We start from the raw sequence: 23604 nt of genomic DNA on the forward strand, positions 1-23604 counted from the left end.
TGCTCATGAACGTGCTGGTCGAACTGATCGCGTTTGCGGTGGCGATCGGGGTGCTGGTCGTCGTGCATGAGTACGGACATTATCGCGTCGCGCGCTGGTGCGGCGTGAAGGTGCTGCGTTTCTCGATCGGCTTCGGCCAGCCCGTCGCGCGCTGGGTCAGCCGCCGGACGGGCACCGAGTGGACGTTGTCCGCGTTGCCGCTCGGCGGCTACGTGAAGATGCTCGACGAGCGCGATCCCGGCCCCGGCATCCCGCCCGAGGAGCTCGGCCAGGCGTTCAACCGGCAATCGGTCTACAAGCGCATCGCGATCGTCGCGGCCGGCCCGATTGCCAACTTCCTGTTGGCAATCTTCCTGTTTTCCGTCGTATTTGCCACCGGCGTGACCGAGCCGGCCGCGATCGTCGCGCCGCCGGCCGCCGGTACGGCGGCGGCGCGCGCGGGCTTCGACGGTGGCGAGGCGATCGTGTCGATCCGTAACGTGCGCACGGGCGACGCGCAAGGCGGCGAGTCCGAGCCGGTAAGGTCGTGGTCGGACCTGCGCTGGAAGCTGCTCGCGGCCGCGTTCGATCACCGCGAGATCGTGCTCGGCGCGCGCGACGGCAACACGACGTTCGATTTCCGCGTCGACCTGCGCAACGTTCCCGAAAGTCAGCTCGACGACGATTTCATGGCCCGTCTGGGTTTCGAGGCCGGCGGCGGCACGCTGTCGATCGCGACGGTGCAGCCCGGCAGCGCGGCGGAGCAGGCGGGCCTGAAGTCCGGCGACAAGCTGGTCGCGCTCGACGGCAAGCCGATCGGCGGCGCGACGCGCTTCATCGATTTCGTGAAACACCATGCAGGCAAGCCGCTCGAGCTGCAGATCGAGCGCGACGGCGCCGCGCAGACGGTGTCGATCGTGCCGCAGATGCAGCGCGACGATGAATCGGGGCAGCAGGTCGGCCGTATCGGTGCGGCGCTGTCGATGCACGCGCCGTCCGTCGACGTGCGTTACGGGCCGATCGAGAGCCTGCGGCTCGGCGCGCACCGCACGTGGGACATCTCCGTGTATTCGCTGCGGATGTTCGGGCGCATGATCACGGGCAACGCGTCGCTGAAGAACCTGTCCGGCCCCGTGACGATTGCCGACTACGCGGGCAAGAGTGCGCGGCTCGGTCCGTCGGCGTTCCTGTCGTTCCTCGCCCTTGTCAGCATTAGCCTTGGCGTCCTGAACTTGTTGCCGATTCCCGTTTTGGACGGGGGGCATCTGTTATATTATGCGGTTGAAGCCGCGACCGGGAAAGCCGTCTCGGAGCGCTGGCAGCTGATTCTGCAAAGAGCCGGGTTGATCTGCATCGTCGCGTTGTCGGCGATCGCGCTGTTCAACGATCTGGCTCGGTTAATCCATTTCTGAAGCGTCAGGCGGCCGCCGCAGGGCAGTCGCCCGATTTGATGCAGCTAAATATTGGGGATGCATGTTGTTCAAACCTCATCGTTTTGTACCTAAGACAGTTGCAGCGGCCGCGCTCGCCGCGCACGGCCTCGCGGCGCATGCAGCGGCACCGTTCGTGGTGCAAGACATCAAGATCGAGGGGCTGCAGCGCGTCGAAGCGGGTTCGGTGTTCGCCTACCTGCCGATCAAGCAGGGCGATACCTTCACGGACGACAAGGCATCCGAAGCAATCCGCGCGCTGTACGCGACGGGCTTTTTCAACGACGTACGCATCGCCACGCAGGGCAACGTCGTGATCGTGCAGGTGCAGGAGCGTCCGGCCATCGCGTCGATCGACTTCACCGGCACGAAGGAATTCGACAAGGACAACCTGACGAAGGCGCTGCGCGCGGTCGGCCTTGCCGACGGCCGTTATTACGACAAGGCGCTCGTCGACAAGGCGGAGCAGGAGCTCAAGCGCCAGTACCTCACGCGCGGCTTCTACGCGGCCGAGGTCAAGACGACGGTCACGCCGGTCGACGCGAACCGTGTGTCGATCCTGTTCGCGGTGGCCGAAGGCCCGAGCGCGAAGATCCGCCAGATCAACTTCATCGGCAACAAGGCATTCAGCACCAGCACGCTGCGCGACGAGATGCAGCTGTCCACGCCGAACTGGTTCTCCTGGTACACGAAGAACGACCTGTACTCGAAGGAAAAGCTGACGGGCGACCTCGAAGCGGTGCGCTCGTACTACCTGAACCGCGGTTATCTCGAGTTCAACATCGATTCGACCCAGGTGTCGATCTCGCCCGACAAGAAGGACATGTACCTGACGGTCACGCTGCACGAGGGCGAGCCGTACACGGTGTCGGGCATCAAGCTGTCGGGCAACCTCCTCGATCGCGAGGCCGAACTCAACAAGCTGATCAAGATCAAGCCGGGCGATCGCTTCTCGGCCGAAAAGCTGCAGCAGACCACCAAGTCGATCGTCGACAAGCTCGGTGAATACGGTTATGCATTCGCGACCGTCAACGCGCAGCCGGACATTGACCAGGCGAACCACAAGGTGAACCTGAACCTCGTCGTCGATCCGAGCCGCCGCGTGTACGTGCGCCGGATCAACGTCGTCGGCAACACGCGCACGCGCGACGAAGTCGTGCGCCGCGAAATGCGCCAGCTCGAAAGCTCGTGGTTCGATTCGAACCGCCTCGCGCTGTCGAAGGATCGCGTGAACCGTCTCGGCTACTTCACCAACGTCGACGTGACGACGGTGCCGGTCGACGGCACGAACGACCAGGTCGACGTGAACGTGAAGGTCGATGAAAAGCCGACCGGCGCGATCACGCTGGGCGCCGGCTTCTCGTCGACGGACAAGGTCGTGCTGTCGGCGGGCGTGTCGCAGGACAACGTGTTCGGCTCGGGTACCAGCCTGTCGGTGAACGTCAACACCGCGAAGAGCTACCGCACGCTGACCGTCACGCAGGTCGACCCGTATTTCACGGTCGACGGCATCAAGCGGATCACGGACGTCTACTACCGCACGTACCAGCCGCTCTACTATTCGACGAGTTCGAGCTTCCGGATCATCAGCGCGGGCGGCAACCTGAAGTTCGGCATTCCGTTCTCGGAAGTCGACACGGTCTACTTCGGCGCCGGCTTCGAGCAGAACCGTCTCGACGTCGATTCGAACACGCCGCAGAGCTACCAGGATTACGTGAACGAGTTCGGCCGTGTGTCGAACACCGTGCCGCTGACGGTCGCGTGGTCGCGCGACGCGCGTGACAGCGCGCTGATTCCGAGCCGCGGCTACTTCACGCAGGCGAACATGGAGTACGGCGTACCGGTCGGCAAGATCCAGTACTACAAGGCCGACCTGCAGGCCCAGTACTACTATTCGTTCTCGCGCGGCTTCATCCTGGGCCTGAACCTGCAAGGCGGCTACGGTAACGGTATCGGCAACCCGTACCCGATCTTCAAGAACTACTACGCGGGCGGTATCGGCTCCGTGCGTGGCTACGAGCCGAGCTCGCTGGGCCCGCGCGACACCAAGACGAACGACCCGATCGGCGGTTCGAAGATGCTCGTCGGCAACATCGAACTGACGTTCCCGCTGCCGGGCACGGGCTACGACCGCACGCTGCGCGTGTTCACGTTCCTCGACGGCGGTAACGTGTGGGGCAACGCGCCGGGCGGCACGAGTACGGGCGCCAACGGCCTGCGTTACGGCTACGGTGTGGGTCTCGCGTGGATCTCGCCGATCGGCCCGCTGAAGCTGAGCCTCGGCTTCCCGCTGCAGAAGCACGAAGGCGACCAGTACCAGAAATTCCAGTTCCAGATCGGGACGGCGTTCTGACCGAACGCATGACAACAGCAACGAGAGGGTAATTTTGCTAACCGGTAAGTTTTCGAAACGAGTGATGTGCGCGCTGACCGTTGCGCTGGCCTTGGGCGCGGCAACGGTGCACGCACAGGACGTCGCCCGCATCGCGGCGGTCAATTCGGATCGGATCCTGCGCGAGTCGGCGCCCGCGAAGGCGGCGCAGACGAAGCTCGAAGCCGAGTTCGCGAAGCGTGACAAGGATCTGCAGGATCTGGCGGCACGCCTGAAGTCGATGTCCGATTCGCTGGACAAGAACGGCGCGTCGCTGTCGGCGGCCGACCGCGCGCAGAAGCAGCGCGATCTCGCCCAGCTCGATACCGACTTCCAGCGCAAGCAGCGCGAGTTCCGCGAAGACCTGAACCAGCGCCGCAACGAGGAGCTGGCGGCCGTGCTCGAGAAGGCGAACAAGGTCATCAAGCAGATCGCCGAGCAGCAGAATTACGACCTGATCGTGCAGGAAGCCGTGTACGTCAGCCCGCGCATCGACATCACCGACAAGGTGCTCAAGGCGCTCGCGTCCGGCTCGACGAACTGAACGGAGCAGACGACGAATGGCATTGACGCTTGAGGAACTCGTAAAGCGGTTCGGCGGCGAGATCGCCGGCGACGAACAGTGCAAGGTGGGCGGGCTCGCACCGCTCGACCAGGCAGGCCCGCAGCAACTCGCGTTCCTCGCGAATCCGAAGTACCTGTCGCAGGTCGAGTCGACCCGCGCCGGCGCGGTGCTGATCGCGCCGAAGGATCTGGAAAAGCTCGGCGCGGCCGCGACGGGTCGCAATTTCATTGTCACGCCGAATCCGTACGCGTACTTCGCGCGCGTCGCGCAGATGTTCATCGATCTGGCCACGCCGCAGCGTGCCGCCGGCGTGCATCCGAGCGCGACGATCGATCCGGCCGCGCAGGTCGCCGCGAGCGCGGTGATCGGCCCGCACGTGACGGTCGAGGCCGGTGCGGTGATCGAGGACGGCGTGCAGCTCGACGCGAACGTCTTCATCGGCCGCGGCACGACGATCGGCGCGGGCTCGCACATCTATCCGAACGCGTCGGTGTACCACGGCTGCAAGGTCGGCCCGCGCGCGATCATCCATGCGGGCGCCGTGATCGGCTCCGACGGTTTCGGCTTCGCGCCGGATTTCGTCGGCGACGGCGACGCGCGCACCGGCAGCTGGGTCAAGATCCCGCAGGTCGGCGGCGTATCGATCGGCCCGGACGTCGAGATCGGCGCGAACACGACGATCGACCGCGGCGCGATGGCGGACACCGTCATCGACGAATGCGTGAAGATCGACAACCAGGTGCAGATCGCCCACAACTGCCGGATCGGCGCCTACACGGTGATCGCCGGCAAGGCGGGCATCGCGGGCAGCACGACGATCGGCCGCCATTGCATGATCGGCGGCGCGGCAGGGATCGCCGGCCACGTGACGCTCGGCGACTATGTCATCATCACCGCGAATTCGGGCGTATCGAAGTCGCTGCCGAAGGCCGGCATCTATACCAGTGCATTCCCGGCCGTCGACCACGGCGAATGGAACAAGAGCGCCGCGCTCGTGCGCAACCTCGACAAGCTGCGCGAGCGCATCAAGGCGCTCGAAGCCGCGCTCGCCGCCCAGGGCGGCACGGGCGCCTGAGCGCATCATGCGAGACCTCGAACCGGGCACGGCCAGCGCAACCGGCCCGGTTTGCCAGACTGGGCCGCACGGCGGCCCGCTTCAGCCTTTGCATCACCACCGCGCAGCCTCTGCGTGAGACGAACCATCATGAGCACTGAAAAAATCAATCTCGACATCCACAAGATCCTCACGCTGCTGCCGCATCGCTACCCGATTCTGCTCGTCGATCGCGTGCTCGAACTCGAACCGCACAAGGGAATCAAAGCGCTGAAGAACGTGTCGATCAACGAGCCGTTCTTCCAGGGGCATTTCCCGAAGCGGCCGGTGATGCCGGGCGTGCTGATCCTCGAGGCGCTCGCGCAGGCCGCGGCGCTGCTGACCTTCTCGGAAGAGCAGCCGAAGGATCCGGAGAACACGCTGTACTACTTCGTCGGGATCGACGGCGCGCGCTTCAAGCGTCCGGTCGAACCGGGCGACCAACTGATTCTGAACGTGACGTTCGAACGCTACATCCGCGGCATCTGGAAGTTCAAGGCGGTGGCGGAAGTGGACGGCAAGGTGGCGGCGGAAGCCGAACTGATGTGCACGGTCAAGACGACCGACGTGGCGCCCTGAGCGACGCGGCACGCACAGGCAACGCAACGCGACACATCACATCGAGAGGCAACGGCGCATGACCAGGATTCATCCCACCGCGATTGTCGAACCGGGCGCGCAGATCGACGAATCGGTAGAGATCGGCCCGTACGCGATCGTCGGCCCGCACGTCACGATCGGCGCGCGCACGACGATCGGCTCGCACAGCGTGATCGAAGGCCATACGACGCTCGGCGAGGACAACCGCATCGGCCATTACGCGTCGGTCGGCGGCCGTCCGCAGGACATGAAGTACAAGGACGAGCCGACGAAGCTCGTGATCGGCAGCCGCAACACGATCCGCGAATTCACGACGATCCACACGGGCACCGTGCAGGACGGCGGCGTGACGACGCTCGGCGACGACAACTGGATCATGGCCTATGTGCACATCGGTCACGACTGCACCGTCGGCAGCCACGTGATCCTGTCGAGCAACGCGCAGATGGCCGGCCACGTCGAGATCGGCGACTGGGCGATCGTCGGCGGGATGTCGGGTGTCCACCAGTTCGTGCGCATCGGCGCGCACTCGATGCTCGGGGGCGCTTCGGCGCTCGTGCAGGACATCCCGCCGTTCGTGATCGCGGCGGGCAACAAGGCGGAGCCGCACGGCATCAACGTCGAAGGGCTGCGTCGGCGCGGCTTCTCGCCCGATGCGATCTCGGCGCTGCGCAGCGCTTACCGCCTGCTGTACAAGAACGGCCTGTCGTTCGAGGAAGCGAAGGTGCAGCTGCGCGAGCTCGCGGAAGCGGGCGGCGACGGCGACGCGGCGGTCAAGGCGTTCGTCGAGTTCATCGACGCGTCGCAACGCGGCATCATCCGCTAAGCGATGCCGCTTCCGACCACTCAGCTCCGGCTCGCGATGGCGGCCGGCGAACCGTCGGGCGACCTGCTCGGGGCGTCGCTGCTCGGCGGGCTGCGCGAGCGGCTGCCCGAATCGGCCCAGTATTACGGGATCGGCGGGCAGCGGATGATCGCGCAGGGCTTCGACTCGCACTGGCAGATGGACAAGCTGACCGTGCGCGGCTACGTCGAGGCGCTCGGCCAGATTCCCGAGATCCTGCGGATTCGCGGTGAGCTGAAGCGCCAGTTGCTCGCCGAGCGACCGGACGCATTCATCGGCATCGACGCACCCGACTTCAACTTCAGCGTGGAACAGGCCGCGCGCGATGCCGGTATCCCGTCGATCCACTTCGTGTGCCCGTCGATCTGGGCATGGCGCGGCGGCCGGATCAAGAAGATCGCGAAGTCCGTCGATCACATGCTGTGCCTGTTCCCGTTCGAACCGGCGATTCTCGACAAGGCAGGTGTCGCCTCGACCTACGTCGGTCATCCGCTGGCCGACGAGATCCCGCTCGAACCCGACATGCACGGCGCGCGCATCGCGCTCGGATTGCCGGCCGACGGCCCGGTGATCGCGGTGCTGCCGGGCAGCCGGCGTTCGGAAATCGCGCTGATCGGCCCGACGTTCTTTGCGGCGATGGCGCTGATGCAGCAGCGCGAGCCTGGCGTGCGGTTCGTGATGCCGGCGGCGACGCCCGCGTTGCGCGCGCTGCTGCAGCCGCTCGTCGACGCGCATCCGCAGCTTGCGCTGACGCTCACCGACGGCCGCTCGCAGGTCGCGATGACGGCGGCCGACGCGATCCTCGTGAAGAGCGGCACGGTCACGCTGGAAGCCGCGCTGCTGAAGAAGCCGATGGTGATCTCGTACAAGGTGCCCTGGCTGACCGGGCAGATCATGCGCCGGCAGGGGTACCTGCCGTACGTCGGCCTGCCGAACATCCTGGCGGGGCGTTTCGTCGTGCCCGAGCTGCTGCAGCATTTCGCGACGCCCGAGGCGCTCGCCGATGCGACGCTCACGCAGCTGCGCGACGACGCGAACCGCCGCACACTGACCGAAGTCTTCACCGAAATGCATCTCTCGCTGCGGCAGAACACGGCTACGAAGGCGGCCGAAGCGGTCGTGCGCGTGCTCGAACAACGCAAGGGGCGCGCATGACCGCAGTACGTGCATCACGCCGCCGCGCGTCGAGCGACGTGCAGGGCGGTTTCGATTTCAGCCGGCCCGACGAGATTGTTTGCGGTGTCGACGAAGCCGGCCGTGGCCCGCTCGCGGGGCCAGTGGTGGCCGCCGCCGTGATCCTCGATCCGGCGCAGCCGATCGACGGGCTCGACGATTCGAAGGCGCTGTCCGCGAAGAAGCGCGACGCGTTGTACGACCTGATCGTCGCACGTTCGCGCGCATATTGCGTCGCGTCGGCAAGCGTCGACGAAATCGACACGCTGAACATCCTGCACGCGACGATGCTCGCGATGAAGCGGGCGGTCGAGGGCCTGTCGCTGCTGCCGACGCTCGCGCAGATCGATGGCAACCGCTGCCCGACGCTGACGGTGCGTGCCGAGGCGATCGTCAGCGGCGATGCGCTCGTGCCGAGCATCTCGGCCGCGTCGATTCTCGCGAAGGTCACGCGCGATCGCATGCTCGTCGACCTGCACGAACGTTTCCCGGTGTACGGCTTCAACGTCCATGCGGGCTACGGCACCGCGAAACACCTTGCCGCGCTGCGCGAGCACGGGCCATGCGAAGCGCACCGGCGCTCGTTCGCGCCGGTTCGCGCGGCACTCGACCTGATTCGATGAAAAGCATTACTTCCCGCGACAACCCGCTGTACAAGCGCCTGAAGGCGCTCGCGGGTTCGACGCCCCATCAGCGCCGCAGCGGCCAGGCGCTGCTCGAAGGATTCCATCTCGCGAGCGCTTACCTCGATACGGGCGCGACGCCCGAGCTGTGCGTGGCGACCGAAGGCGCACTCGGCCACGCGGAGGCGCAGGCGATCGTCGCGCGCATCGATGCGCAACGGATCGTCACACTGCCCGACGCGCTGTTCGGGCAGTTGTCGAACGTCGTCAACGGCGTCGGCTTCCTGCTGCTCGTCGACCGGCCGGCGCAACCGCTGCCCACTCGCGTCACGCATACGTCGGTCGTGCTCGACGGCGTGCAGGACGCCGGCAACGTCGGCTCGATCCTGCGCAGCGCGGCGGCCGCAGGCGTGCGCCACGTGTTCTGTGCGCCGGGGACCGCGTACGCATGGTCGTCGAAGGTGCTGCGTTCGGGCATGGGCGCGCATTTCCTGCTGTCGATCCACGAGGACGTCGAAGCCGGTGAACTTGCCGAACGCCTCGATGTGCCGGTTGCGCTGACCGACTCGCACGGCGCGCAGGCGATCTACGATTGCGACCTGTCGGGCCCCGTGGCGTGGGTGTTCGGCAACGAGGGGGCAGGCGTTTCCGCGTACTGGCGCGAGGTGGCCACGCATCGCGTGACGATTCCGCAGCCGGGCGGGATGGAGTCGCTGAACGTCGCAGCCGCGGCGGCGGTGTGCCTGTTCGAGCAGGTGCGCCAGCAGCGGTGAGCGTGGCGCCACGCTCGCGCATTCCCCGCACCACGAAAAAAGGCCGCGTTCGACGCGGCCTTTTTGTTTCCGGCGGCGGCAGGGCGGCCGCCGGCGCTCGACCTTAGTACGACTGCCGGTCGAGGCGGACTTCCTGCAGGATCGTCGTCGCGATTTCCTCGATCGACTTGTGCGTCGAAGACAGCCACTTGATCCCCTCGCGGCGCATCATCGCTTCCGCCTCGTTGATTTCGTAGCGGCAGTTCTCGGGTGCGGCGTACTTGCTGCCCGGGCGCCGCTCGTTCCGGATCTCCGACAGGCGCTGCGGGTCGATCGACAGCCCGAACAGTTTCTCGCGGTGCGAGGCGAGCGCCGACGGCAGCTTGCCGCGTTCGAAGTCTTCCGGAATCAGCGGATAGTTCGCGGCCTTCACGCCGTACTGCATCGCGAGATACAGGCTCGTCGGCGTCTTGCCGCTGCGCGACACGCCGACGAGGATCACGTCGGCCTCCGACAGGTTGCGGTTCGACTGGCCGTCGTCGTGCGCGAGCGAGAAGTTGATCGCCTCGATCCGGGTCTTGTATTCCTCGGTGTCCGCGTTCTGGTGGCCGCGGCCCATCGCGTGGCTCGACTTGAGCTCCAGTTCCTGTTCGAGCGGTTCGACGAAGCGCTGGAACATGTCGAGCACGAGTGCGTTCGAGCGTTTGACGATGTCGTTCGACTCGCTGTCGACGAGCGTCGTGAACACGATCGCGCGGCGGCCGTCGTGCACGGCGGCCTCGTTGATCTTCTCGACGGTCGCATAGGCCTTGTCGAGCGAGTCGACGAACGGCACGCGCACGAGACGGAATTTCTGGTCGAACTGGGAGAGGATCGAGTGCGCGAAGGTTTCGGCAGTGATCCCGGTACCGTCGGAGACGATGAATACGGTAGGCAGCATGAATCTGGGCGTCGAGCGTGAAGGGCGGTTGCGCGGGCGGCTGGAGGGTCGCCTCCAGACGCAGTGACAAGGTCGCGCCACATCCGGCAGCCGGCACGGTAGAATAGCGGCAACCTGTTGGATAAGCAATTGCGGGGGCAGGGCGCGAACGGCGCCCCAGGCTTTGCCGCTCGGTTCCATAATTCCCGGCAAGTTTGGCGATTTGTCTGCAAATATCGCCCTTCTGCCGGGATTTTTGCAAATCGGGTCGGAAGATTTTCGCCGCTGCGAGTGTTTCTCCAACAGGTTGCGCAAGACGCGCCGCGCCTTTTTGCAAGCGCCCGCGTCCGAGCCCACTTGCGCAATCGAGCATTTTTTTCACACTTAGGGGCTTGTATGACTAACGCAGCAAACGTCGCAAAGGACCAGGCGTATGTAATTCCGTTCGAGCAGTTGCGGATGACCGATGTGGAAATCGTCGGCGGCAAGAATGCGTCGCTTGGCGAAATGATCAGCCAGCTTTCCGAAGCAGGCGTTCGCGTACCCACCGGTTTCGCCACGACCGCGCTCGCGTTCCGCGATTTCCTCAAGCACAACGACCTTACCGACCGCATCGCCAAGCGTCTCGAGTCGCTCGACATCGACGACGTGAAGGCGCTCGCCGAAGCCGGTGCGGAAATCCGCAAGTGGATCGTCGATGCGCCGATGCAGGCACGTCTCGAGCAGGAAATCCGCGAGCAGTTCGACATCCTGAAGAACGGCTCGCCGGGCGAGCTGTCGTTCGCCGTGCGTTCGTCCGCTACCGCGGAAGACCTGCCCGACGCATCGTTCGCCGGTCAGCAGGAGTCGTACCTGAACGTCGTCGGCATCGAAGACGTGCTCGACCGCATGAAGCACGTGTTCGCGTCGCTGTACAACGACCGCGCGATCTCGTACCGCGTGCACAAGGGCTTCACGCACGCGGAAGTCGCGCTGTCGGCCGGTGTGCAGCGCATGGTCCGCTCGGACGTCGGCGCGGCCGGCGTGATGTTCACGATCGATACCGAATCGGGCTTCAAGGACGCCGTGTTCATCACGTCGAGCTACGGCCTGGGCGAAACCGTCGTGCAGGGCGCGGTGAACCCGGACGAGTTCTACGTGTTCAAGACGACGCTCGCACAGGACAAGTACCCGATCATCCGCCGCTCGATCGGCTCGAAGCTGATCAAGATGGAATTCACGCAGCCGGGCGAGCCGGGCCGCGTGAAGACGGTCGACGTGCCGCACGAGCAGCGCAACCGCTACTCGATCACCGACGAAGACGTGATCGAGCTGGCGAAGTACGCGGTCATCATCGAGAAGCACTACCAGCGTCCGATGGACATCGAGTGGGGCAAGGACGGCCGCGACGGCAAGATCTTCATCCTGCAGGCACGCCCGGAAACCGTGAAGAGCCAGGCAACCGGCAAGGCCGAGCAGCGCTTCAAGCTGAAGGGCCAGTCGCAGGTGCTCGCGACGGGGCGTGCGATCGGCCAGAAGATCGGCGCGGGCCCCGTGCGCGTGATCCAGGATCCGTCGGAAATGGAACGCGTACAGCCGGGCGATGTGCTGGTGGCCGACATGACCGACCCGAACTGGGAGCCGGTGATGAAGCGTGCGGCGGCGATCGTCACGAACCGTGGCGGCCGGACCTGCCACGCGGCGATCATCGCGCGTGAGCTCGGCGTGCCGGCAGTCGTCGGCTGCGGCGATGCGACCGACGTCCTGAAGGACGGCGCGCTCGTCACCGTGTCGTGCGCGGAAGGCGACGAAGGCAAGATCTACGACGGCCTGCTCGAGACGGAAGTCACGGAAGTGCAGCGCGGCGAACTGCCGGAAATCCCGGTCAAGATCATGATGAACGTCGGCAACCCGCAGCTCGCGTTCGACTTCTCGCAACTGCCGAACGGCGGCGTGGGTCTCGCGCGTCTCGAGTTCATCATCAACAACAACATCGGCGTTCACCCGAAGGCGATCCTCGAGTACCCGAACATCGACCAGGACCTGAAGAAGGCCGTCGAGAGCGTCGCGCGCGGTCACGCATCGCCGCGTCAGTTCTACGTCGACAAGCTGACGGAAGGTGTCGCGACGATCGCGGCGGCGTTCTATCCGAAGCCCGTGATCGTGCGCCTGTCCGACTTCAAGTCGAACGAGTACAAGAAGCTGATCGGCGGTTCGCGTTACGAGCCGGACGAGGAAAACCCGATGCTGGGTTTCCGCGGCGCATCGCGCTACATCGCCGAAGACTTCGCGCAGGCGTTCGAGATGGAATGCCGTGCACTGAAGCGCGTGCGCGACGAGATGGGCCTGACCAACGTCGAGATCATGGTGCCGTTCGTGCGTACCGTGAAGCAGGCGGAGCGTGTCGTCGGCCTGCTCGAGAAGTTCGGCCTGAAGCGCGGCGAAAACGGCCTGCGCCTCGTGATGATGTGCGAAGTCCCGACCAACGCGATCCTCGCCGAAGAGTTCCTGGAACACTTCGACGGTTTCTCGATCGGCTCGAACGACCTCACGCAGCTCACGCTCGGCCTTGACCGCGATTCGGGCATGGAACTGCTGGCTGTCGACTTCGACGAACGTGACCCGGCCGTCAAGTTCCTGCTGAAGCGCGCGATCGATACCTGCCGCAAGATGGGCAAGTACGTCGGTATCTGCGGCCAGGGCCCGTCCGATCATCCGGACTTCGCGCAATGGCTGACCGACGAAGGCATCGTGTCGATCTCGCTGAACCCCGACACGATCATCGATACGTGGCAGGCGCTCGCCGCCAACCGGAAGTAACGGTCGGCGATGCCGCTTCGGCGAAAGCGCGGTGTCGCCGCGCTTTCGTTGAAGGCAAAATGCAAGGTTCGTGTTATAAACACCCCGGTACGCACCGGGGTGTTTTTATTTGTCGGTACGCAACGTGCCGATCCGGGCGTGCCGGTCGCCTCCGCTCGCGGCAGCGAATATAGTGAGTATCGGGGGCGTTTTTCTGGAGGCCAAAATGATGTCGGGGCATCTGTTCTGGTGGATCGCGGTGGGCGTGCTGGTCGTGGCCGAACTGCTGACGGGCACGTTCTACCTGCTGATGATCGCACTCGGCTTTCTCGCGGGCGGCTTGCTGCAACTGGCCGGTTTCGCGCCGCACGTGCAGTTCGGCGCGGCGGCCGCGGTCGCGATCGTCGCGATGATCGCGCTGCGCCGCTCGGGGCTCGGCCGCAAGCAGAAGCGCGACACGTCGACGAATCCCGACGTCAATCTCGATATCGGCTCGACCGTCACGGTCGACGCGTGGCGCGACGGCCGCGCGCGCGTGCAGTATCGCGGCGCCGACTGGGACGTCGAACTCGCGCACGGCGAGCGCGACGATGCGCACGTGTACCAGGTGAGCGCCGTGCGCGGCAATTGCCTCGTGGTCGTGGCGAAACCCGCGGGCTGATCGTCCGCCGATACAACAAGGAGGGAATATTTCATGGATTCGCTGATCATCTGGGTTGTCCTGCTCGTCATCGCGATCGTGATCGTGTCGAAGACGGTGAAGATCGTGCCGCAGCAGCATGCGTGGGTGCTCGAGCGCTTCGGGCGCTATCACGCGACGCTGTCGCCCGGCCTGAATATCGTGCTGCCGTTCGTCGATCGCATCGCGTACCGGCACGTGCTGAAGGAAATCCCGCTCGACGTGCCGAGCCAGGTCTGTATCACGCGCGACAACACGCAGCTGCAGGTCGACGGCGTGCTGTACTTCCAGGTGACCGATCCGATGAAGGCGTCTTACGGGTCGAGCAACTTCGTGCTCGCGATCACGCAGCTCGCGCAAACGACCTTGCGTTCGGTGGTCGGCAAGCTCGAGCTCGACAAGACGTTCGAGGAGCGCGACTTCATCAACCACAACATCGTGTCGGCGCTCGACCAGGCCGCGGCGAACTGGGGCGTGAAGGTGCTGCGTTACGAGATCAAGGACCTGACGCCGCCGAAGGAAATCCTGCATGCGATGCAGGCGCAGATCACCGCGGAGCGTGAAAAGCGCGCGCTGATCGCCGCATCCGAAGGCCGCAAGCAGGAGCAGATCAACCTCGCGTCGGGCGCGCGCGAAGCGGCGATCCAGAAATCCGAAGGCGAGCGCCAGGCTGCGATCAACCAGGCGCAGGGCGAGGCCGCTGCGATTCTGGCGGTGGCCGAGGCGAACGCGCAGGCGATCCAGAAGATCGCGAACGCGATCCAGTCGCAGGGCGGGATGGATGCGGTGAACCTGAAGGTCGCCGAACAGTATGTCGGGGCGTTCTCGAATCTCGCGAAGCAGGGCAACACGCTGATCGTGCCGTCGAACCTGTCGGATCTCGGCACCGCGATCTCGTCGGCGCTGACGATCGTCAAGAACGCGGGGGCGGCCTCGGGCGGGAAGGCCTGAGTCGGACGTACGCGGTGCGTGAAGGGCGCGCCGCGTGCGATCGGTGTGCGGCGAATCGTCGCGCAGCCGGGGCGCGGATGATGCCCGCGGCACCTTTCTTCAGTCGACGCAGGCGGTAGGGCGTGCCGAAAGCCGCCTCAGCCGCGCCGCCTCAGCCGCCGCCGCGCAGCCGGCATCGGCGATTCACGCAGTCCAAAGCAACACGGCCCGCTTCGAGCGGGCCGTGTCGTTTGCGTGGGTGCGTCGCGCGTCAGGTGCCGGCGCGCATGATGCGTGCCTTTTCGCGTTCCCAGTCGCGCTTCTTCTCGGTTTCGCGCTTGTCGTGCAGCTTCTTGCCCTTCGCGAGCGCGATGTCGCACTTCACGCGACCGCCCTTGTAGTGGAAGTTCAGCGGCACGAGCGTGTAGCCGCGCTGCTCGACCTTGCCGATCAGCTTCTTGATTTCCTCGCGGTGCAGCAGCAGCTTGCGCGTGCGAACCGGGTCGGGCTTGATGTGCGTCGAGGCTTCGGGCAGCGGGCTGATATGGGTACCGATCAGGAAGATCTCGGCGTTCTTCACGACGACGTAGCCTTCCTTGATCTGGCCGCGCCCGGCGCGCAGCGCCTTGACTTCCCAGCCCTCGAGCACGAGCCCCGCCTCGTAGCGTTCCTCGATGTGATAATCGAAGTGCGCTTTCCTGTTGTCGATGATGCTCATGAAAGGATCGGGCCAACTCGTTTAAAATCACGATTTTAGCAAAGCGGGGCGGGAATCGCCCGGCTTGCGTTCCCACCTTGAGCGATGCCGCGCGATTTATGGCAGATGTCCAGAAAACCGTATTGATCCGTCATTCGGCGGAACAGATGTTCGACCTCGTCACCGACGTGGCCGATTACCCCAATTTCCTGCCCTGGTGCGGCGGTGTCGAGGTTCGCCGTCAGGACGAGAGCGGGATGGAAGCGCGCATCGACATCAACTTCAAGGGCATCAAGCAGCACTTCGCGACGCGCAACACGCAGCAGCGCCCGACGCGGATCGACATGGAGTTCACGGACGGCCCGTTCAAGAAGTTCACGGGCTCGTGGCGCTTCACGGCGCTGCGTGCCGATGCGTGCAAGATCGAATTCGCGCTGCACTACGAGTTCTCGAACATCCTGCTCGAGAAGATCATCGGGCCGGTGTTCAGCCACATCGCGAACACGTTCGTCGATTCGTTCGTGAAGCGCGCCGACCAGCGCTACGGGAAGGGGTGACGCGATGCTGTCGATCGAAGTCTGCTACGCGCTGCCGGATCGCCAGACGCTGATTCCGCTGTCGCTGCCCGAAGGGGCGACCGTTCGTTCGGCGATCGATGCGAGCGGCGTGCTCGCACTGCATCCGGAAATCGATCTCGCGAACGCGAAGACGGGCGTGTACGGGAAGCTCGCGCCGCTCGACACGCTGCTCGCCGACCACGACCGCGTCGAGATCTACCGCCCGTTGATCGTCGATCCGAAGCTCGCGCGCCAGCGGCGCGTCGACAAGTCGCGCCGCGACGGCTCCATCGAGGGCCGCAAGTGGATGCACAAGGACGCGCGCTGACGCGGAGCGATCCGCGTCTTTCAACACGATTCGTCTGAGCAAACGCCGCGGCGTTCAGTGGGCTGCGGCATTCGCGTTTGCCGGTGCGTTTGCCGGTGCGCTTCCCGACGTCCCGCCGCTGGCGGGCGTGTCGCCATGCCGGCGCACCGATCCATAGACGCCGGCGAGCAGCAGCACCAGCGCGGCGATCTCGAGCGCATGCGGCATCCGCCGGTCGTACACGAACGCGTAAAACATCGCAAATACGGTTTCGAACACGATCAGCTGGCCTGACAGCGTGAGGGGCAGCCGCTTCGACGCCGCATTCCACAGCCCGTTGCCGAGCCACGACGCGCCGATCGCGAGCACGAGGTTCAGCAGCCAGAACAACTGCCAGCGCGACGCGGGCACCGCTTCCTGGAACGTGCCGGCCGGCAGCGCGAGGATCGCGATCCAGACGAGCCCGCCGATCAGGCCCGTCACGACACCCCACAGCACCGACCACTCGTTGCCGCCGAAACGATGATGGCGCTGCAGATAACGTGCGTTCGCGACCGCATACCAGGTCCAGCTCGCGAGCGCGCCCGCCGCGCAGGCGATGCCGGCGAGTTTCTGACCGAGCGTCGTCGCATGCGCGGCCTCGGACGTGAACAGGTCGACGTTGATACAGACGATGCCCGCGATCACCAGCGCCAGCGGGGCGGCGAGCCGTCGCAGCGGCACGGCGCCGTGGTCGCCGAGGCCGGCGAGCGTCACCGTGACGGGCAGCACGCCGACGATCAGGGAGCTGGGTGCGATGCCGATCAGGTGCACTGCACCGGACAGCAGCATGTAGTACGCGACGTTGCCGACGACGGCGAGCCTGACCAGCGCGACGAGATCCTCGCGGGTCAGCCGCGCGAGCAGCGAGCGGGCGGCCGGCAGCGCGGCCGCGAGCGACACGAGACCGTACATCGCATAGCGGCCGGCGCTCAGCAGCAGCGGCGAGAAGTCGGTCAGCAGCCGCGGAACGAGAAACACCATGCCCCACAGGGCACCTGCCAGGACACCATAAACCACACCGCGCTGCATCGACCGCTCCGAACACATGACTGACGAGCGCGCATCTTAGCGACGCCGTCGCGGCGTCGTCTTGTTCATTCCTGCACTCGGTGCAGGCCGGTGGGTGGGCCGCGCGCAGCAGCGATCGCGGCAGGCGGCGGATCAGTCGTCAGCCGGATCGGGCGTGGCCGCACCGTCGCCCGGCGCCCGCGCCCGCACGGGCCGCCGCACGGCGCGCAGCGTGCCGCTGTTGCCGCCGCCGCAGTAGAAGCGGTCGTGGCCGTCGGATTCGAGCCCCGACACACCGACGCCGGCCGGCATGTCGATCTGCTCGAGCACCCGGCCCGTGCGCGGATCGACGTGCCGCAAGTCGGCCTGGTCGGCTTCCCAGGTGCCGTGCCACAGCTCTCCGTCGACCCACGTCACGCCGGTGACGAAGCGGTTCGACTCGATCGTGCGCAGCACGGTGCCCGACTGCGGATCCACCTGATGAATCTTGCGATCGCGGTACTGGCCGACCCACAGCGCGCCTTCGGCCCATGCCAACCCCGAATCGCCGCCGCCGCCGGGAGCGGGAATCGTCGCGAGCACGCGGCCCGATTCGGGGTCGATCTTCTCGATGCGGTCCTCGACGATCTGGTACAGGTGGCGGCCGTCGAACGCCGTGCCCGCGTGTGCGGCGACGTCGATCGAGCGGACGGTCGTGCCGCGCTCCGGGTCGAGCGCATTCAGCTTGTCGCCGGACGCATACCACACGTACTTCCCGTCGAACGTGACGCCGTGTACGCCGTCGACCCCGGGAAACGGGCCGTATTCGCGAAGGATCTCTGCACTGGAGCGTTTCATGTTCGTCACCTCGTCGTTCGGTGAGGTCATCCTAATCTCCCGGCAGCGGGGCAGGGAGTAACAAGGTCGTCGCGAAACCGGGCAGCGGCGGCGTCATCCAGCGGCGCGCGCGGCCCCGGCCGAGCGCCTGGACCTTGTCGCCTTCGGCGAGCACGTCGAGCGCGCGCTGCACGGTGCGCTGGCTCGCGCCGAGGGCCAGCGCCAGCGCGGAACTCGACCATGCTTCGCCATCGGCGAGCAGCGCGAGCACGGCTGCGTGGCGATCGTCGACCGGGCGCGCGAGGACGACGGTCTCGCGTACGCCGAGCGGTTCGAGCGCAAAGCCGCGCGGCGTCGCGACGATGTTTGCGAGCGGCCGCAGCACCGCGCGCAACCGGCCGATCTCGACGCGCAGGCGCGCGCGATGCGATTCGTCCGCGTGTTTCGCGCGGAACGCGGCCGCGACGAGCGCGTTTCGCGACACGTCGGCCGGCCATGCCTCGCCGAGCGCGCGGGCGAGCACGAACAGCACGGGCCGCCGCGCGAGCGACACGGTCGTGCGCGCGTCGCGCACCGTGTGGCGGCACGCATCGACGACGAGGGCGTTTGACGCGAACAGCGTCTCGACTTCGTCGAGCGGCACGAGCCGCGACGTGCCGCGCGCGATGAGGCGCGCGGCCGGTGCGTCGAGCACGCGTGCCGCGGTGTCGATCTCGGCCGTCAGCGCGGCGATGCCGGCGTCGCGGGCCGCCGCGCGCGCCCGCACGAGCGCCGCGCGGGCCGCCTGCGTGCGGATGCGGCGCATCGCGATGCCGGCCGCGATCAGCTCATGGGCGGCGCGCGATGCAGCCGGCAGCGGTGCGGGATCGAGATTCGCGAGCATCCGCTCGGCGTCGTCGAGCTGGCCGACCAGCAGCAGCCGTCGCACGCCGAGGTAGCGCGCGTGCGCGGCGTTCGCGCGGTCGCCGTGCGCGTCGAGCGTCGCACAGGCGGCATCGAGCGCGCGTGTCGGCCAGCGCAAGTCGCGCGATGCGAGCGCGATCTCCGCTTCCGCGACGACGCAGCGCGCACGCGCCACGGCCTCCCGGGTGCCGAACGCGCGTGCGGCGCCGCGCACGAGTGTGCGCGCGCGTTCGAAATCGCCGAGCTGCGCCATCGCGATCCCGCGCAGCGCGAGCGCCGGCGCATCGTCGCGCAGCGCGATGCGGTTCAGCGCGCCGAGCGCGTCACCGGCCGCGAGCGCGCGCGCGGCCGCCGTGATCAGCGAATCCATCCGAATCCATCCGAATCCCGACACACTTGTCACTCCCTCCGGCCCGATGCCCGCCACTAATCTAGCACCACGCACACGGCACCGGACGCCGTGCCCGGATACCCATCGGAAGGAGGAACCCGCAATGACGACCCATCTCACCGGAACGCGCGACGAATGGCTGGCCGCGCGGCGCGCGCTGCTCGACGCGGAAAAGGCGCTGACGCGGCAAGGCGACGAACTCGCGCGGCGGCGCCAGGCACTGCCCTGGGTGCGCATCGACAAGACCTACCGGTTCGACACCGAAGACGGGCCGGCCACGCTCGGCGACCTGTTTCGCGGCCGTTCGCAACTGCTCGTCTATCACTTCATGTTCGGCCCCGACTACAAGGCAGGCTGCCCGTCGTGTTCGGCGCTCGCCGACGGTTTCGACGGCTTCGCCGTGCACCTGGCGAACCACGACGTGACGCTCGCCGCCGTGTCGCGTGCGCCGCTCGCGAAACTCCTCGCTTACCGGCAGCGGATGGGGTGGCGCTTCCCGTGGGCGTCGTCGGTCGGCAGCGATTTCAACTTCGACTTCAATGTGTCGTTCACCGAAACGCAGCAGCGCGCGGGCGCCGTCGAATACAACTACGCGCTGGCCGGTCACGCGATGGACATGGATCCGCCGCCGGCACCCGTCGTGCAGTTCGCTGCGACGTGCGGCACCGATGCGCTCACGTATTCGCTCGACCGGCCGGGGATGAGCGCGTTCGTGCGCGAGGACGACGCCGTTTATCACACGTACTCCACCTATGCGCGCGGGCTCGACGGGCTGTGGGGGATGTACCAGTGGCTCGATCGCGCGCCGCGCGGACGCAACGAGGCCGGCCCGTGGTGGCGCCGTCATGACGAGTACGCACGCGGCTGAGCGCGCCGGCGACGGGCGGGCGATGGCACGGCCGCCGGCCGGCGACGCGGGCCACGATCCGCGAGCGTTCGGCGCGGCGCTCGTGGCCGTGTTCGCCGTTGCCGCGCTCGCGACCGTGGCGCAGCATGCGTCGATGGCCGCGATGGGCAGCGAACCGATGGCCGGCGGCTGGATGGCTTCGGCCGCATGGCTGCGGCCGTGCGGCCGAAGCGCCGGGCGCGCATTCGCGGCGTTCGCCGCAATGTGGGGCGCGATGACGGTGACGATGATGCTGCCGGTGCTGGCGCCGATGCTCTGGCGATACCGGCAGCGCATCGGCCCGATGGCGACGGCGCGTTCCGCCTGGCTCGTCGTCGTGGCGGGCGCCGGGTACTTCGCGGTGTGGATGGCGCTCGGGGCGCTCGTGTTTCCGGCTGGCGCCGCGCTGACGGCCGCCGCCGCACGGCTGCCGGCATTTGCCCGTGCGCTGCCGTTTGCGGCCGGCGCGGTCGTGTCGGTTGCGGGCATGCTGCAATTTTCCGCGTGGAAGGTCCGGCGGCTGGCGTGCTGCCGGCATGCGGCAGGCGACGCACACCGGTCGTCGGCGGGTGCCGGTGCGGCATGGTGGCACGGCGTGCGGGGCGCCATGCACTGCGGCGCCTGTTGCGGGAACCTGATGGCGATCGCGCTGGCGGCCGGCATGACGGACCTGCGCGTGATGGCTGCCGTGACGGTCGCGATCACCGCCGAGCGTCTCGCGCCGTCCGGCGGCCATGTTGAGCGGATCGCCGGTTGCGTGGCCGTCGGCGGCGGCATTGCGATGATCGCGCGCGCGGCCGGGCTGCTATAACTCAAGGCAGGCAGGCCGATTCGACATATTGCCGGGCCTTGCTTCGCCGCAGCCGCTTCGGCTGCGTGACCCGTTTGCGACAGGCAGAGGGGCCGTGTTGCCGCCCGTTGCGCGAATGGCTCGATGCGGCGGTGAAACGAAAGGCGATCGAAAACGAACCGAACGGCGAACCGAACGATTCGGCCCCCGAACGGCCGAAACCGGCTAAGCCGTTGTTCGTGTTGTGAAAATTCACGGCGCTTCGCGTATAATTCGCTTTTGCGCCCATAGGATTTGCCATGCGTCTGATCCAAAAAGCACTCACTTTCGATGACGTGCTCCTCGTTCCCGCCTTCTCCGACGTTCTCCCGCGCGACACCAGCCTCAAGACCAAGCTGACCCGCAACATCTCCCTGAACATGCCGCTCGTGTCCGCCGCGATGGACACGGTCACCGAAGGTCGCCTTGCGATCGCGATGGCCCAGCAGGGTGGCGTCGGTATCGTCCACAAGAACCTCACGCCGGCCGAGCAGGCTCGCGAGGTCGCGAAGGTCAAGCGTTTCGAATCGGGCGTCGTCCGCGACCCGATCACGGTGCCGCCGCAAATGAAGGTGCGCGACGTGATCGCGCTGTCGCGCCAGCATGGCATCTCGGGCTTCCCGGTCGTCGAAGGCCCGCAGCTCGTCGGCATCGTCACGAACCGCGACCTGCGTTTCGAAACGCGCCTCGATGAGCCGGTCAAGTCGATCATGACGCCGCGCGAGCGCCTCGTCACGGTCAAGGAAGGCACGCCGCTCGCCGAAGCGAAGGCGCTGATGCACAGCCACCGCCTCGAGCGCGTGCTGGTCGTCAACGACGCGTTCGAACTGCGCGGCCTGATGACCGTCAAGGACATCACGAAGCAGACCGAGCACCCGGATGCGTGCAAGGATGAACACGGAAAGCTGCGCGCAGGCGCGGCGGTCGGCGTCGGCCCGGACAACGAAGAGCGCGTCGAGCTGCTGGTGCAGGCCGGCGTCGACGTGATCGTGGTCGATACCGCGCACGGCCACAGCAAGGGCGTGCTCGAGCGCGTTCGCTGGGTCAAGCAGAACTTCCCGCACGTCGAAGTGATCGGCGGCAACATCGCGACGGCCGCCGCCGCGAAGGCGCTCGTCGAATACGGCGCGGACGCAGTCAAGGTCGGTATCGGCCCGGGTTCGATCTGCACGACGCGGATCGTCGCCGGTGTCGGCGTGCCGCAGATCAGCGCGATCGCGAACGTCGCGGAAGCGCTGAAGGGCACGGGCGTGCCGTGCATCGCCGACGGCGGCGTGCGCTTCTCGGGCGACGTGTCGAAGGCCCTCGCGGCCGGCGCGAACGCGGTGATGATGGGCAGCATGTTCGCGGGCACCGAAGAGGCGCCGGGCGACGTGTTCCTGTACCAGGGCCGCCAGTACAAGTCGTATCGCGGCATGGGTTCGGTCGGTGCGATGAAGGACGGCGCGGCGGACCGCTACTTCCAGGACAACTCGGCGAACATCGACAAGCTCGTGCCGGAAGGCATCGAAGGCCGTGTCGCGTACAAGGGTTCGGTCAACGCGATCCTGTTCCAGCTGGTCGGCGGTGTGCGCGCCAGCATGGGCTACTGCGGCTGCCGCACGATCGACGAGCTGCACGACAAGGCTGAATTCGTCCAGATCACCGCGGCAGGCATGCGCGAGTCGCACGTGCACGACGTGCAGATCACGAAGGAAGCGCCGAACTACCACGTGGACTGATCGCCGATGAAACCGCTGCTGCGAGCCGTGCTGATCATCGATGCCGTGCTGCTGCTGGCGTTCGGCGTGCTGTTCGTGCTGACGCCCTGGCAGTCGCTCTTCAACGCGCTGCAGCTAGCGAACGTCCAGCCGGCGATGCTCGGCCAGGCGTTCGGCATTGCGTTGCTCGGGCTCGCGTGGCTCGCGTTTCATGCAGCGTTCAACGGGGATCTCACCGCGCCTGTCGCGCGCGCGGTCGGCCATGTGTACTGGCTGACCGGCGCGCTGACGATCGTCTGGTCGATCGGCACCGGCAGCGGTCCCGCGCTCGCCGCCGCCGGCAGGGTGCTGTCGGCCGTGGCCGGTGTCGCACTGATCGTGCTTGGCCTCGGCGGTGTGCGGCTCGCATCGGCCGTGCGCCGGCGCGAAAAAGCGCAGGCGCTCGAGGCGCGCGCGCCGGCACAGCGTCCGGCCGAGCCGGCGATGGCACAAGCGTCGTCGGCCGCGCCGCAGCGTGTCGAACCCGTCGTTAGCCGTCCCGCGGCGCCGTCGCCGGCCGCCGCACCGTCATCGGCCGCATCCGGCCAATCGTCGTCAGGCACCGTCGCACTCGACGAGCGCCCGCCGATGCAGGATTGACCGGCCATGCGTCGCGCGTGCAGCCTTCCGCCCGACGCCGCTGTCCATGCTTTTGACGCAGCGCATGATGCAAATGATGCGCTGCTTTTCTTA

At 66.6% G+C, this 23604-nt stretch carries 24 protein-coding genes; 18 read left to right on the top strand and 6 right to left on the bottom strand.

Annotation, left to right across the window (positions count from 1 at the left end; all coding sequences use genetic code 11):
• Positions 1–5: 5 nt before the first annotated feature.
• The 9 genes from rseP to FOZ70_RS13925 all read left to right on the top strand — a co-directional run bounded on the left by rseP (position 6) and on the right by FOZ70_RS13925 (position 9451).
• Positions 6–1391, top strand: coding sequence for an RIP metalloprotease RseP (gene rseP / locus FOZ70_RS13885; RefSeq protein ID WP_048020907.1), 1386 nt, complete (start codon positions 6–8; stop codon positions 1389–1391).
• A gap of 61 nt (positions 1392–1452) precedes the next feature.
• Positions 1453–3762 (top strand): outer membrane protein assembly factor BamA, encoded by a 2310-nt coding sequence (bamA, locus tag FOZ70_RS13890; protein WP_021159110.1) that lies wholly within the window; start codon positions 1453–1455, stop codon positions 3760–3762.
• Positions 3763–3826: 64 nt separating this feature from the next.
• Positions 3827–4324 (top strand): OmpH family outer membrane protein, encoded by a 498-nt coding sequence (locus tag FOZ70_RS13895; RefSeq protein ID WP_011549544.1) that lies wholly within the window; start codon positions 3827–3829, stop codon positions 4322–4324.
• Positions 4325–4340: 16 nt separating this feature from the next.
• Positions 4341–5420: a UDP-3-O-(3-hydroxymyristoyl)glucosamine N-acyltransferase gene (lpxD, locus tag FOZ70_RS13900; protein WP_219706090.1), complete on the top strand. Its 1080-nt coding sequence runs from the start codon at positions 4341–4343 to the stop codon at positions 5418–5420.
• A gap of 129 nt (positions 5421–5549) precedes the next feature.
• The gene (gene fabZ / locus FOZ70_RS13905) at positions 5550–6017 is read left to right on the top strand and encodes a 3-hydroxyacyl-ACP dehydratase FabZ (RefSeq protein ID WP_021159112.1); all 468 of its coding nucleotides are present in this window, start codon (positions 5550–5552) and stop codon (positions 6015–6017) included.
• 58 nt (positions 6018–6075) lie between these two features.
• Entirely contained in the window at positions 6076–6864 is a 789-nt protein-coding gene (gene lpxA / locus FOZ70_RS13910; RefSeq protein WP_021159113.1) for an acyl-ACP--UDP-N-acetylglucosamine O-acyltransferase, read from the top strand.
• A 3-nt stretch (positions 6865–6867) separates the two neighbouring features.
• Entirely contained in the window at positions 6868–8037 is a 1170-nt protein-coding gene (gene lpxB, locus FOZ70_RS13915) for a lipid-A-disaccharide synthase (protein ID WP_042974811.1), read from the top strand.
• Positions 8034–8678: a ribonuclease HII gene (gene rnhB / locus FOZ70_RS13920; RefSeq protein WP_060158237.1), complete on the top strand. Its 645-nt coding sequence runs from the start codon at positions 8034–8036 to the stop codon at positions 8676–8678. Before lpxB ends, rnhB begins: the two co-directional genes overlap by 4 nt.
• Positions 8675–9451 (top strand): RNA methyltransferase, encoded by a 777-nt coding sequence (locus tag FOZ70_RS13925; RefSeq protein ID WP_059494106.1) that lies wholly within the window; start codon positions 8675–8677, stop codon positions 9449–9451. Before rnhB ends, FOZ70_RS13925 begins: the two co-directional genes overlap by 4 nt.
• Positions 9452–9554: 103 nt before the next feature.
• Here FOZ70_RS13925 and FOZ70_RS13930 read toward each other — a convergent pair whose 3' ends face one another.
• Positions 9555–10370 (bottom strand): pyruvate, water dikinase regulatory protein, encoded by an 816-nt coding sequence (locus tag FOZ70_RS13930; RefSeq protein ID WP_021159117.1) that lies wholly within the window; start codon positions 10368–10370, stop codon positions 9555–9557.
• A 375-nt stretch (positions 10371–10745) separates the two neighbouring features.
• Here FOZ70_RS13930 and ppsA point away from each other — a divergent pair, with 375 nt between their 5' ends.
• The 3 genes from ppsA (at position 10746) to FOZ70_RS13945 (ending at position 14757) form a co-directional block, all read left to right on the top strand.
• Positions 10746–13148, top strand: coding sequence for a phosphoenolpyruvate synthase (gene ppsA / locus FOZ70_RS13935; RefSeq protein ID WP_048020911.1), 2403 nt, complete (start codon positions 10746–10748; stop codon positions 13146–13148).
• A 205-nt stretch (positions 13149–13353) separates the two neighbouring features.
• On the top strand, positions 13354–13788 hold the full coding sequence (locus FOZ70_RS13940) for an NfeD family protein (protein ID WP_059708127.1): 435 nt from the start codon (positions 13354–13356) through the stop codon (positions 13786–13788).
• Positions 13789–13821: 33 nt separating this feature from the next.
• Positions 13822–14757 (top strand): SPFH domain-containing protein, encoded by a 936-nt coding sequence (locus FOZ70_RS13945; RefSeq protein ID WP_014896750.1) that lies wholly within the window; start codon positions 13822–13824, stop codon positions 14755–14757.
• Positions 14758–15007: 250 nt separating this feature from the next.
• On the opposite strand, the gene smpB is transcribed toward FOZ70_RS13945, so the two are convergent.
• Positions 15008–15454 carry an SsrA-binding protein SmpB gene (gene smpB / locus FOZ70_RS13950; RefSeq protein WP_006478511.1) on the bottom strand — a complete coding sequence of 149 codons (447 nt, stop codon included), beginning with the start codon at positions 15452–15454 and terminating at the stop codon, positions 15008–15010.
• Between the two features lie 98 nt (positions 15455–15552).
• Here smpB and FOZ70_RS13955 point away from each other — a divergent pair, with 98 nt between their 5' ends.
• Both FOZ70_RS13955 and FOZ70_RS13960 read left to right on the top strand, forming a co-directional pair.
• A complete protein-coding gene (locus FOZ70_RS13955; protein ID WP_027787100.1) occupies positions 15553–15990 on the top strand; it encodes a type II toxin-antitoxin system RatA family toxin in 438 nt (145 codons plus the stop codon).
• Positions 15991–15994: 4 nt separating this feature from the next.
• Positions 15995–16318 (top strand): RnfH family protein, encoded by a 324-nt coding sequence (locus FOZ70_RS13960; RefSeq protein WP_021159122.1) that lies wholly within the window; start codon positions 15995–15997, stop codon positions 16316–16318.
• 54 nt (positions 16319–16372) lie between these two features.
• Here the strand turns inward: FOZ70_RS13960 and FOZ70_RS13965 are convergent, their stop codons facing one another.
• From FOZ70_RS13965 to FOZ70_RS13975, 3 genes are all read right to left on the bottom strand, one after another.
• Positions 16373–17368 (bottom strand): DMT family transporter, encoded by a 996-nt coding sequence (locus FOZ70_RS13965; protein ID WP_219706093.1) that lies wholly within the window; start codon positions 17366–17368, stop codon positions 16373–16375.
• 132 nt (positions 17369–17500) lie between these two features.
• A complete protein-coding gene (locus tag FOZ70_RS13970) occupies positions 17501–18184 on the bottom strand; it encodes a hypothetical protein (protein WP_059553334.1) in 684 nt (227 codons plus the stop codon).
• A gap of 31 nt (positions 18185–18215) precedes the next feature.
• Entirely contained in the window at positions 18216–19436 is a 1221-nt protein-coding gene (locus FOZ70_RS13975; protein ID WP_219706095.1) for a helix-turn-helix domain-containing protein, read from the bottom strand.
• A 124-nt stretch (positions 19437–19560) separates the two neighbouring features.
• Here FOZ70_RS13975 and FOZ70_RS13980 point away from each other — a divergent pair, with 124 nt between their 5' ends.
• Positions 19561–20325, top strand: coding sequence for a DUF899 domain-containing protein (locus tag FOZ70_RS13980; protein ID WP_059859621.1), 765 nt, complete (start codon positions 19561–19563; stop codon positions 20323–20325).
• A gap of 22 nt (positions 20326–20347) precedes the next feature.
• Positions 20348–21154 carry a DUF2182 domain-containing protein gene (locus FOZ70_RS13985; protein ID WP_219706186.1) on the top strand — a complete coding sequence of 269 codons (807 nt, stop codon included), beginning with the start codon at positions 20348–20350 and terminating at the stop codon, positions 21152–21154.
• A 1-nt stretch (position 21155) separates the two neighbouring features.
• On the opposite strand, the gene FOZ70_RS13990 is transcribed toward FOZ70_RS13985, so the two are convergent.
• Positions 21156–21434 carry a hypothetical protein gene (locus FOZ70_RS13990; protein WP_219706097.1) on the bottom strand — a complete coding sequence of 93 codons (279 nt, stop codon included), beginning with the start codon at positions 21432–21434 and terminating at the stop codon, positions 21156–21158.
• Between FOZ70_RS13990 and guaB the strand changes: the two genes are divergently transcribed.
• Complete coding sequence (gene guaB / locus FOZ70_RS13995; protein ID WP_048020927.1) at positions 21433–22893, top strand: IMP dehydrogenase; 1461 nt, start codon at positions 21433–21435, stop codon at positions 22891–22893. The two genes, FOZ70_RS13990 and guaB, sit on opposite strands and share 2 nt — an antisense overlap.
• A gap of 6 nt (positions 22894–22899) precedes the next feature.
• Complete coding sequence (locus FOZ70_RS14000) at positions 22900–23511, top strand: hypothetical protein (RefSeq protein ID WP_175829668.1); 612 nt, start codon at positions 22900–22902, stop codon at positions 23509–23511.
• Positions 23512–23604 lie beyond the last annotated feature (93 nt).

Source organism: Burkholderia sp. COPS (assembly GCF_019425585.1).
Lineage (GTDB): Bacteria > Pseudomonadota > Gammaproteobacteria > Burkholderiales > Burkholderiaceae > Burkholderia > Burkholderia cepacia.

What these genes read in the sequence shown, in the direction of transcription:
- ppsA (WP_048020911.1), top strand. Translation starts at nt 10,746, where the DNA reads ATGACTAACGCAGCAAACGTCGCAAAGGACCAGGCGTATGTAATTCCG.
- lpxA (WP_021159113.1), top strand. Translation starts at nt 6,076, where the DNA reads ATGACCAGGATTCATCCCACCGCGATTGTCGAACCGGGCGCGCAGATC.
- rnhB (WP_060158237.1), top strand. Translation starts at nt 8,034, where the DNA reads ATGACCGCAGTACGTGCATCACGCCGCCGCGCGTCGAGCGACGTGCAG.
- FOZ70_RS13955 (WP_027787100.1), top strand. Translation starts at nt 15,553, where the DNA reads ATGGCAGATGTCCAGAAAACCGTATTGATCCGTCATTCGGCGGAACAG.
- smpB (WP_006478511.1), bottom strand. Translation starts at nt 15,454, where the DNA reads ATGAGCATCATCGACAACAGGAAAGCGCACTTCGATTATCACATCGAG.
- FOZ70_RS13980 (WP_059859621.1), top strand. Translation starts at nt 19,561, where the DNA reads ATGACGACCCATCTCACCGGAACGCGCGACGAATGGCTGGCCGCGCGG.
- FOZ70_RS13970 (WP_059553334.1), bottom strand. Translation starts at nt 18,184, where the DNA reads ATGAAACGCTCCAGTGCAGAGATCCTTCGCGAATACGGCCCGTTTCCC.
- lpxD (WP_219706090.1), top strand. Translation starts at nt 4,341, where the DNA reads ATGGCATTGACGCTTGAGGAACTCGTAAAGCGGTTCGGCGGCGAGATC.
- FOZ70_RS13940 (WP_059708127.1), top strand. Translation starts at nt 13,354, where the DNA reads ATGATGTCGGGGCATCTGTTCTGGTGGATCGCGGTGGGCGTGCTGGTC.
- guaB (WP_048020927.1), top strand. Translation starts at nt 21,433, where the DNA reads ATGCGTCTGATCCAAAAAGCACTCACTTTCGATGACGTGCTCCTCGTT.
- FOZ70_RS13990 (WP_219706097.1), bottom strand. Translation starts at nt 21,434, where the DNA reads ATGGCAAATCCTATGGGCGCAAAAGCGAATTATACGCGAAGCGCCGTG.
- fabZ (WP_021159112.1), top strand. Translation starts at nt 5,550, where the DNA reads ATGAGCACTGAAAAAATCAATCTCGACATCCACAAGATCCTCACGCTG.
- bamA (WP_021159110.1), top strand. Translation starts at nt 1,453, where the DNA reads ATGTTGTTCAAACCTCATCGTTTTGTACCTAAGACAGTTGCAGCGGCC.
- FOZ70_RS13925 (WP_059494106.1), top strand. Translation starts at nt 8,675, where the DNA reads ATGAAAAGCATTACTTCCCGCGACAACCCGCTGTACAAGCGCCTGAAG.
- FOZ70_RS13965 (WP_219706093.1), bottom strand. Translation starts at nt 17,368, where the DNA reads ATGCAGCGCGGTGTGGTTTATGGTGTCCTGGCAGGTGCCCTGTGGGGC.
- lpxB (WP_042974811.1), top strand. Translation starts at nt 6,868, where the DNA reads ATGCCGCTTCCGACCACTCAGCTCCGGCTCGCGATGGCGGCCGGCGAA.
- FOZ70_RS13960 (WP_021159122.1), top strand. Translation starts at nt 15,995, where the DNA reads ATGCTGTCGATCGAAGTCTGCTACGCGCTGCCGGATCGCCAGACGCTG.
- rseP (WP_048020907.1), top strand. Translation starts at nt 6, where the DNA reads ATGAACGTGCTGGTCGAACTGATCGCGTTTGCGGTGGCGATCGGGGTG.
- FOZ70_RS13985 (WP_219706186.1), top strand. Translation starts at nt 20,348, where the DNA reads ATGGCACGGCCGCCGGCCGGCGACGCGGGCCACGATCCGCGAGCGTTC.
- FOZ70_RS14000 (WP_175829668.1), top strand. Translation starts at nt 22,900, where the DNA reads ATGAAACCGCTGCTGCGAGCCGTGCTGATCATCGATGCCGTGCTGCTG.
- FOZ70_RS13895 (WP_011549544.1), top strand. Translation starts at nt 3,827, where the DNA reads ATGTGCGCGCTGACCGTTGCGCTGGCCTTGGGCGCGGCAACGGTGCAC.
- FOZ70_RS13945 (WP_014896750.1), top strand. Translation starts at nt 13,822, where the DNA reads ATGGATTCGCTGATCATCTGGGTTGTCCTGCTCGTCATCGCGATCGTG.
- FOZ70_RS13975 (WP_219706095.1), bottom strand. Translation starts at nt 19,436, where the DNA reads ATGGATTCGCTGATCACGGCGGCCGCGCGCGCGCTCGCGGCCGGTGAC.
- FOZ70_RS13930 (WP_021159117.1), bottom strand. Translation starts at nt 10,370, where the DNA reads ATGCTGCCTACCGTATTCATCGTCTCCGACGGTACCGGGATCACTGCC.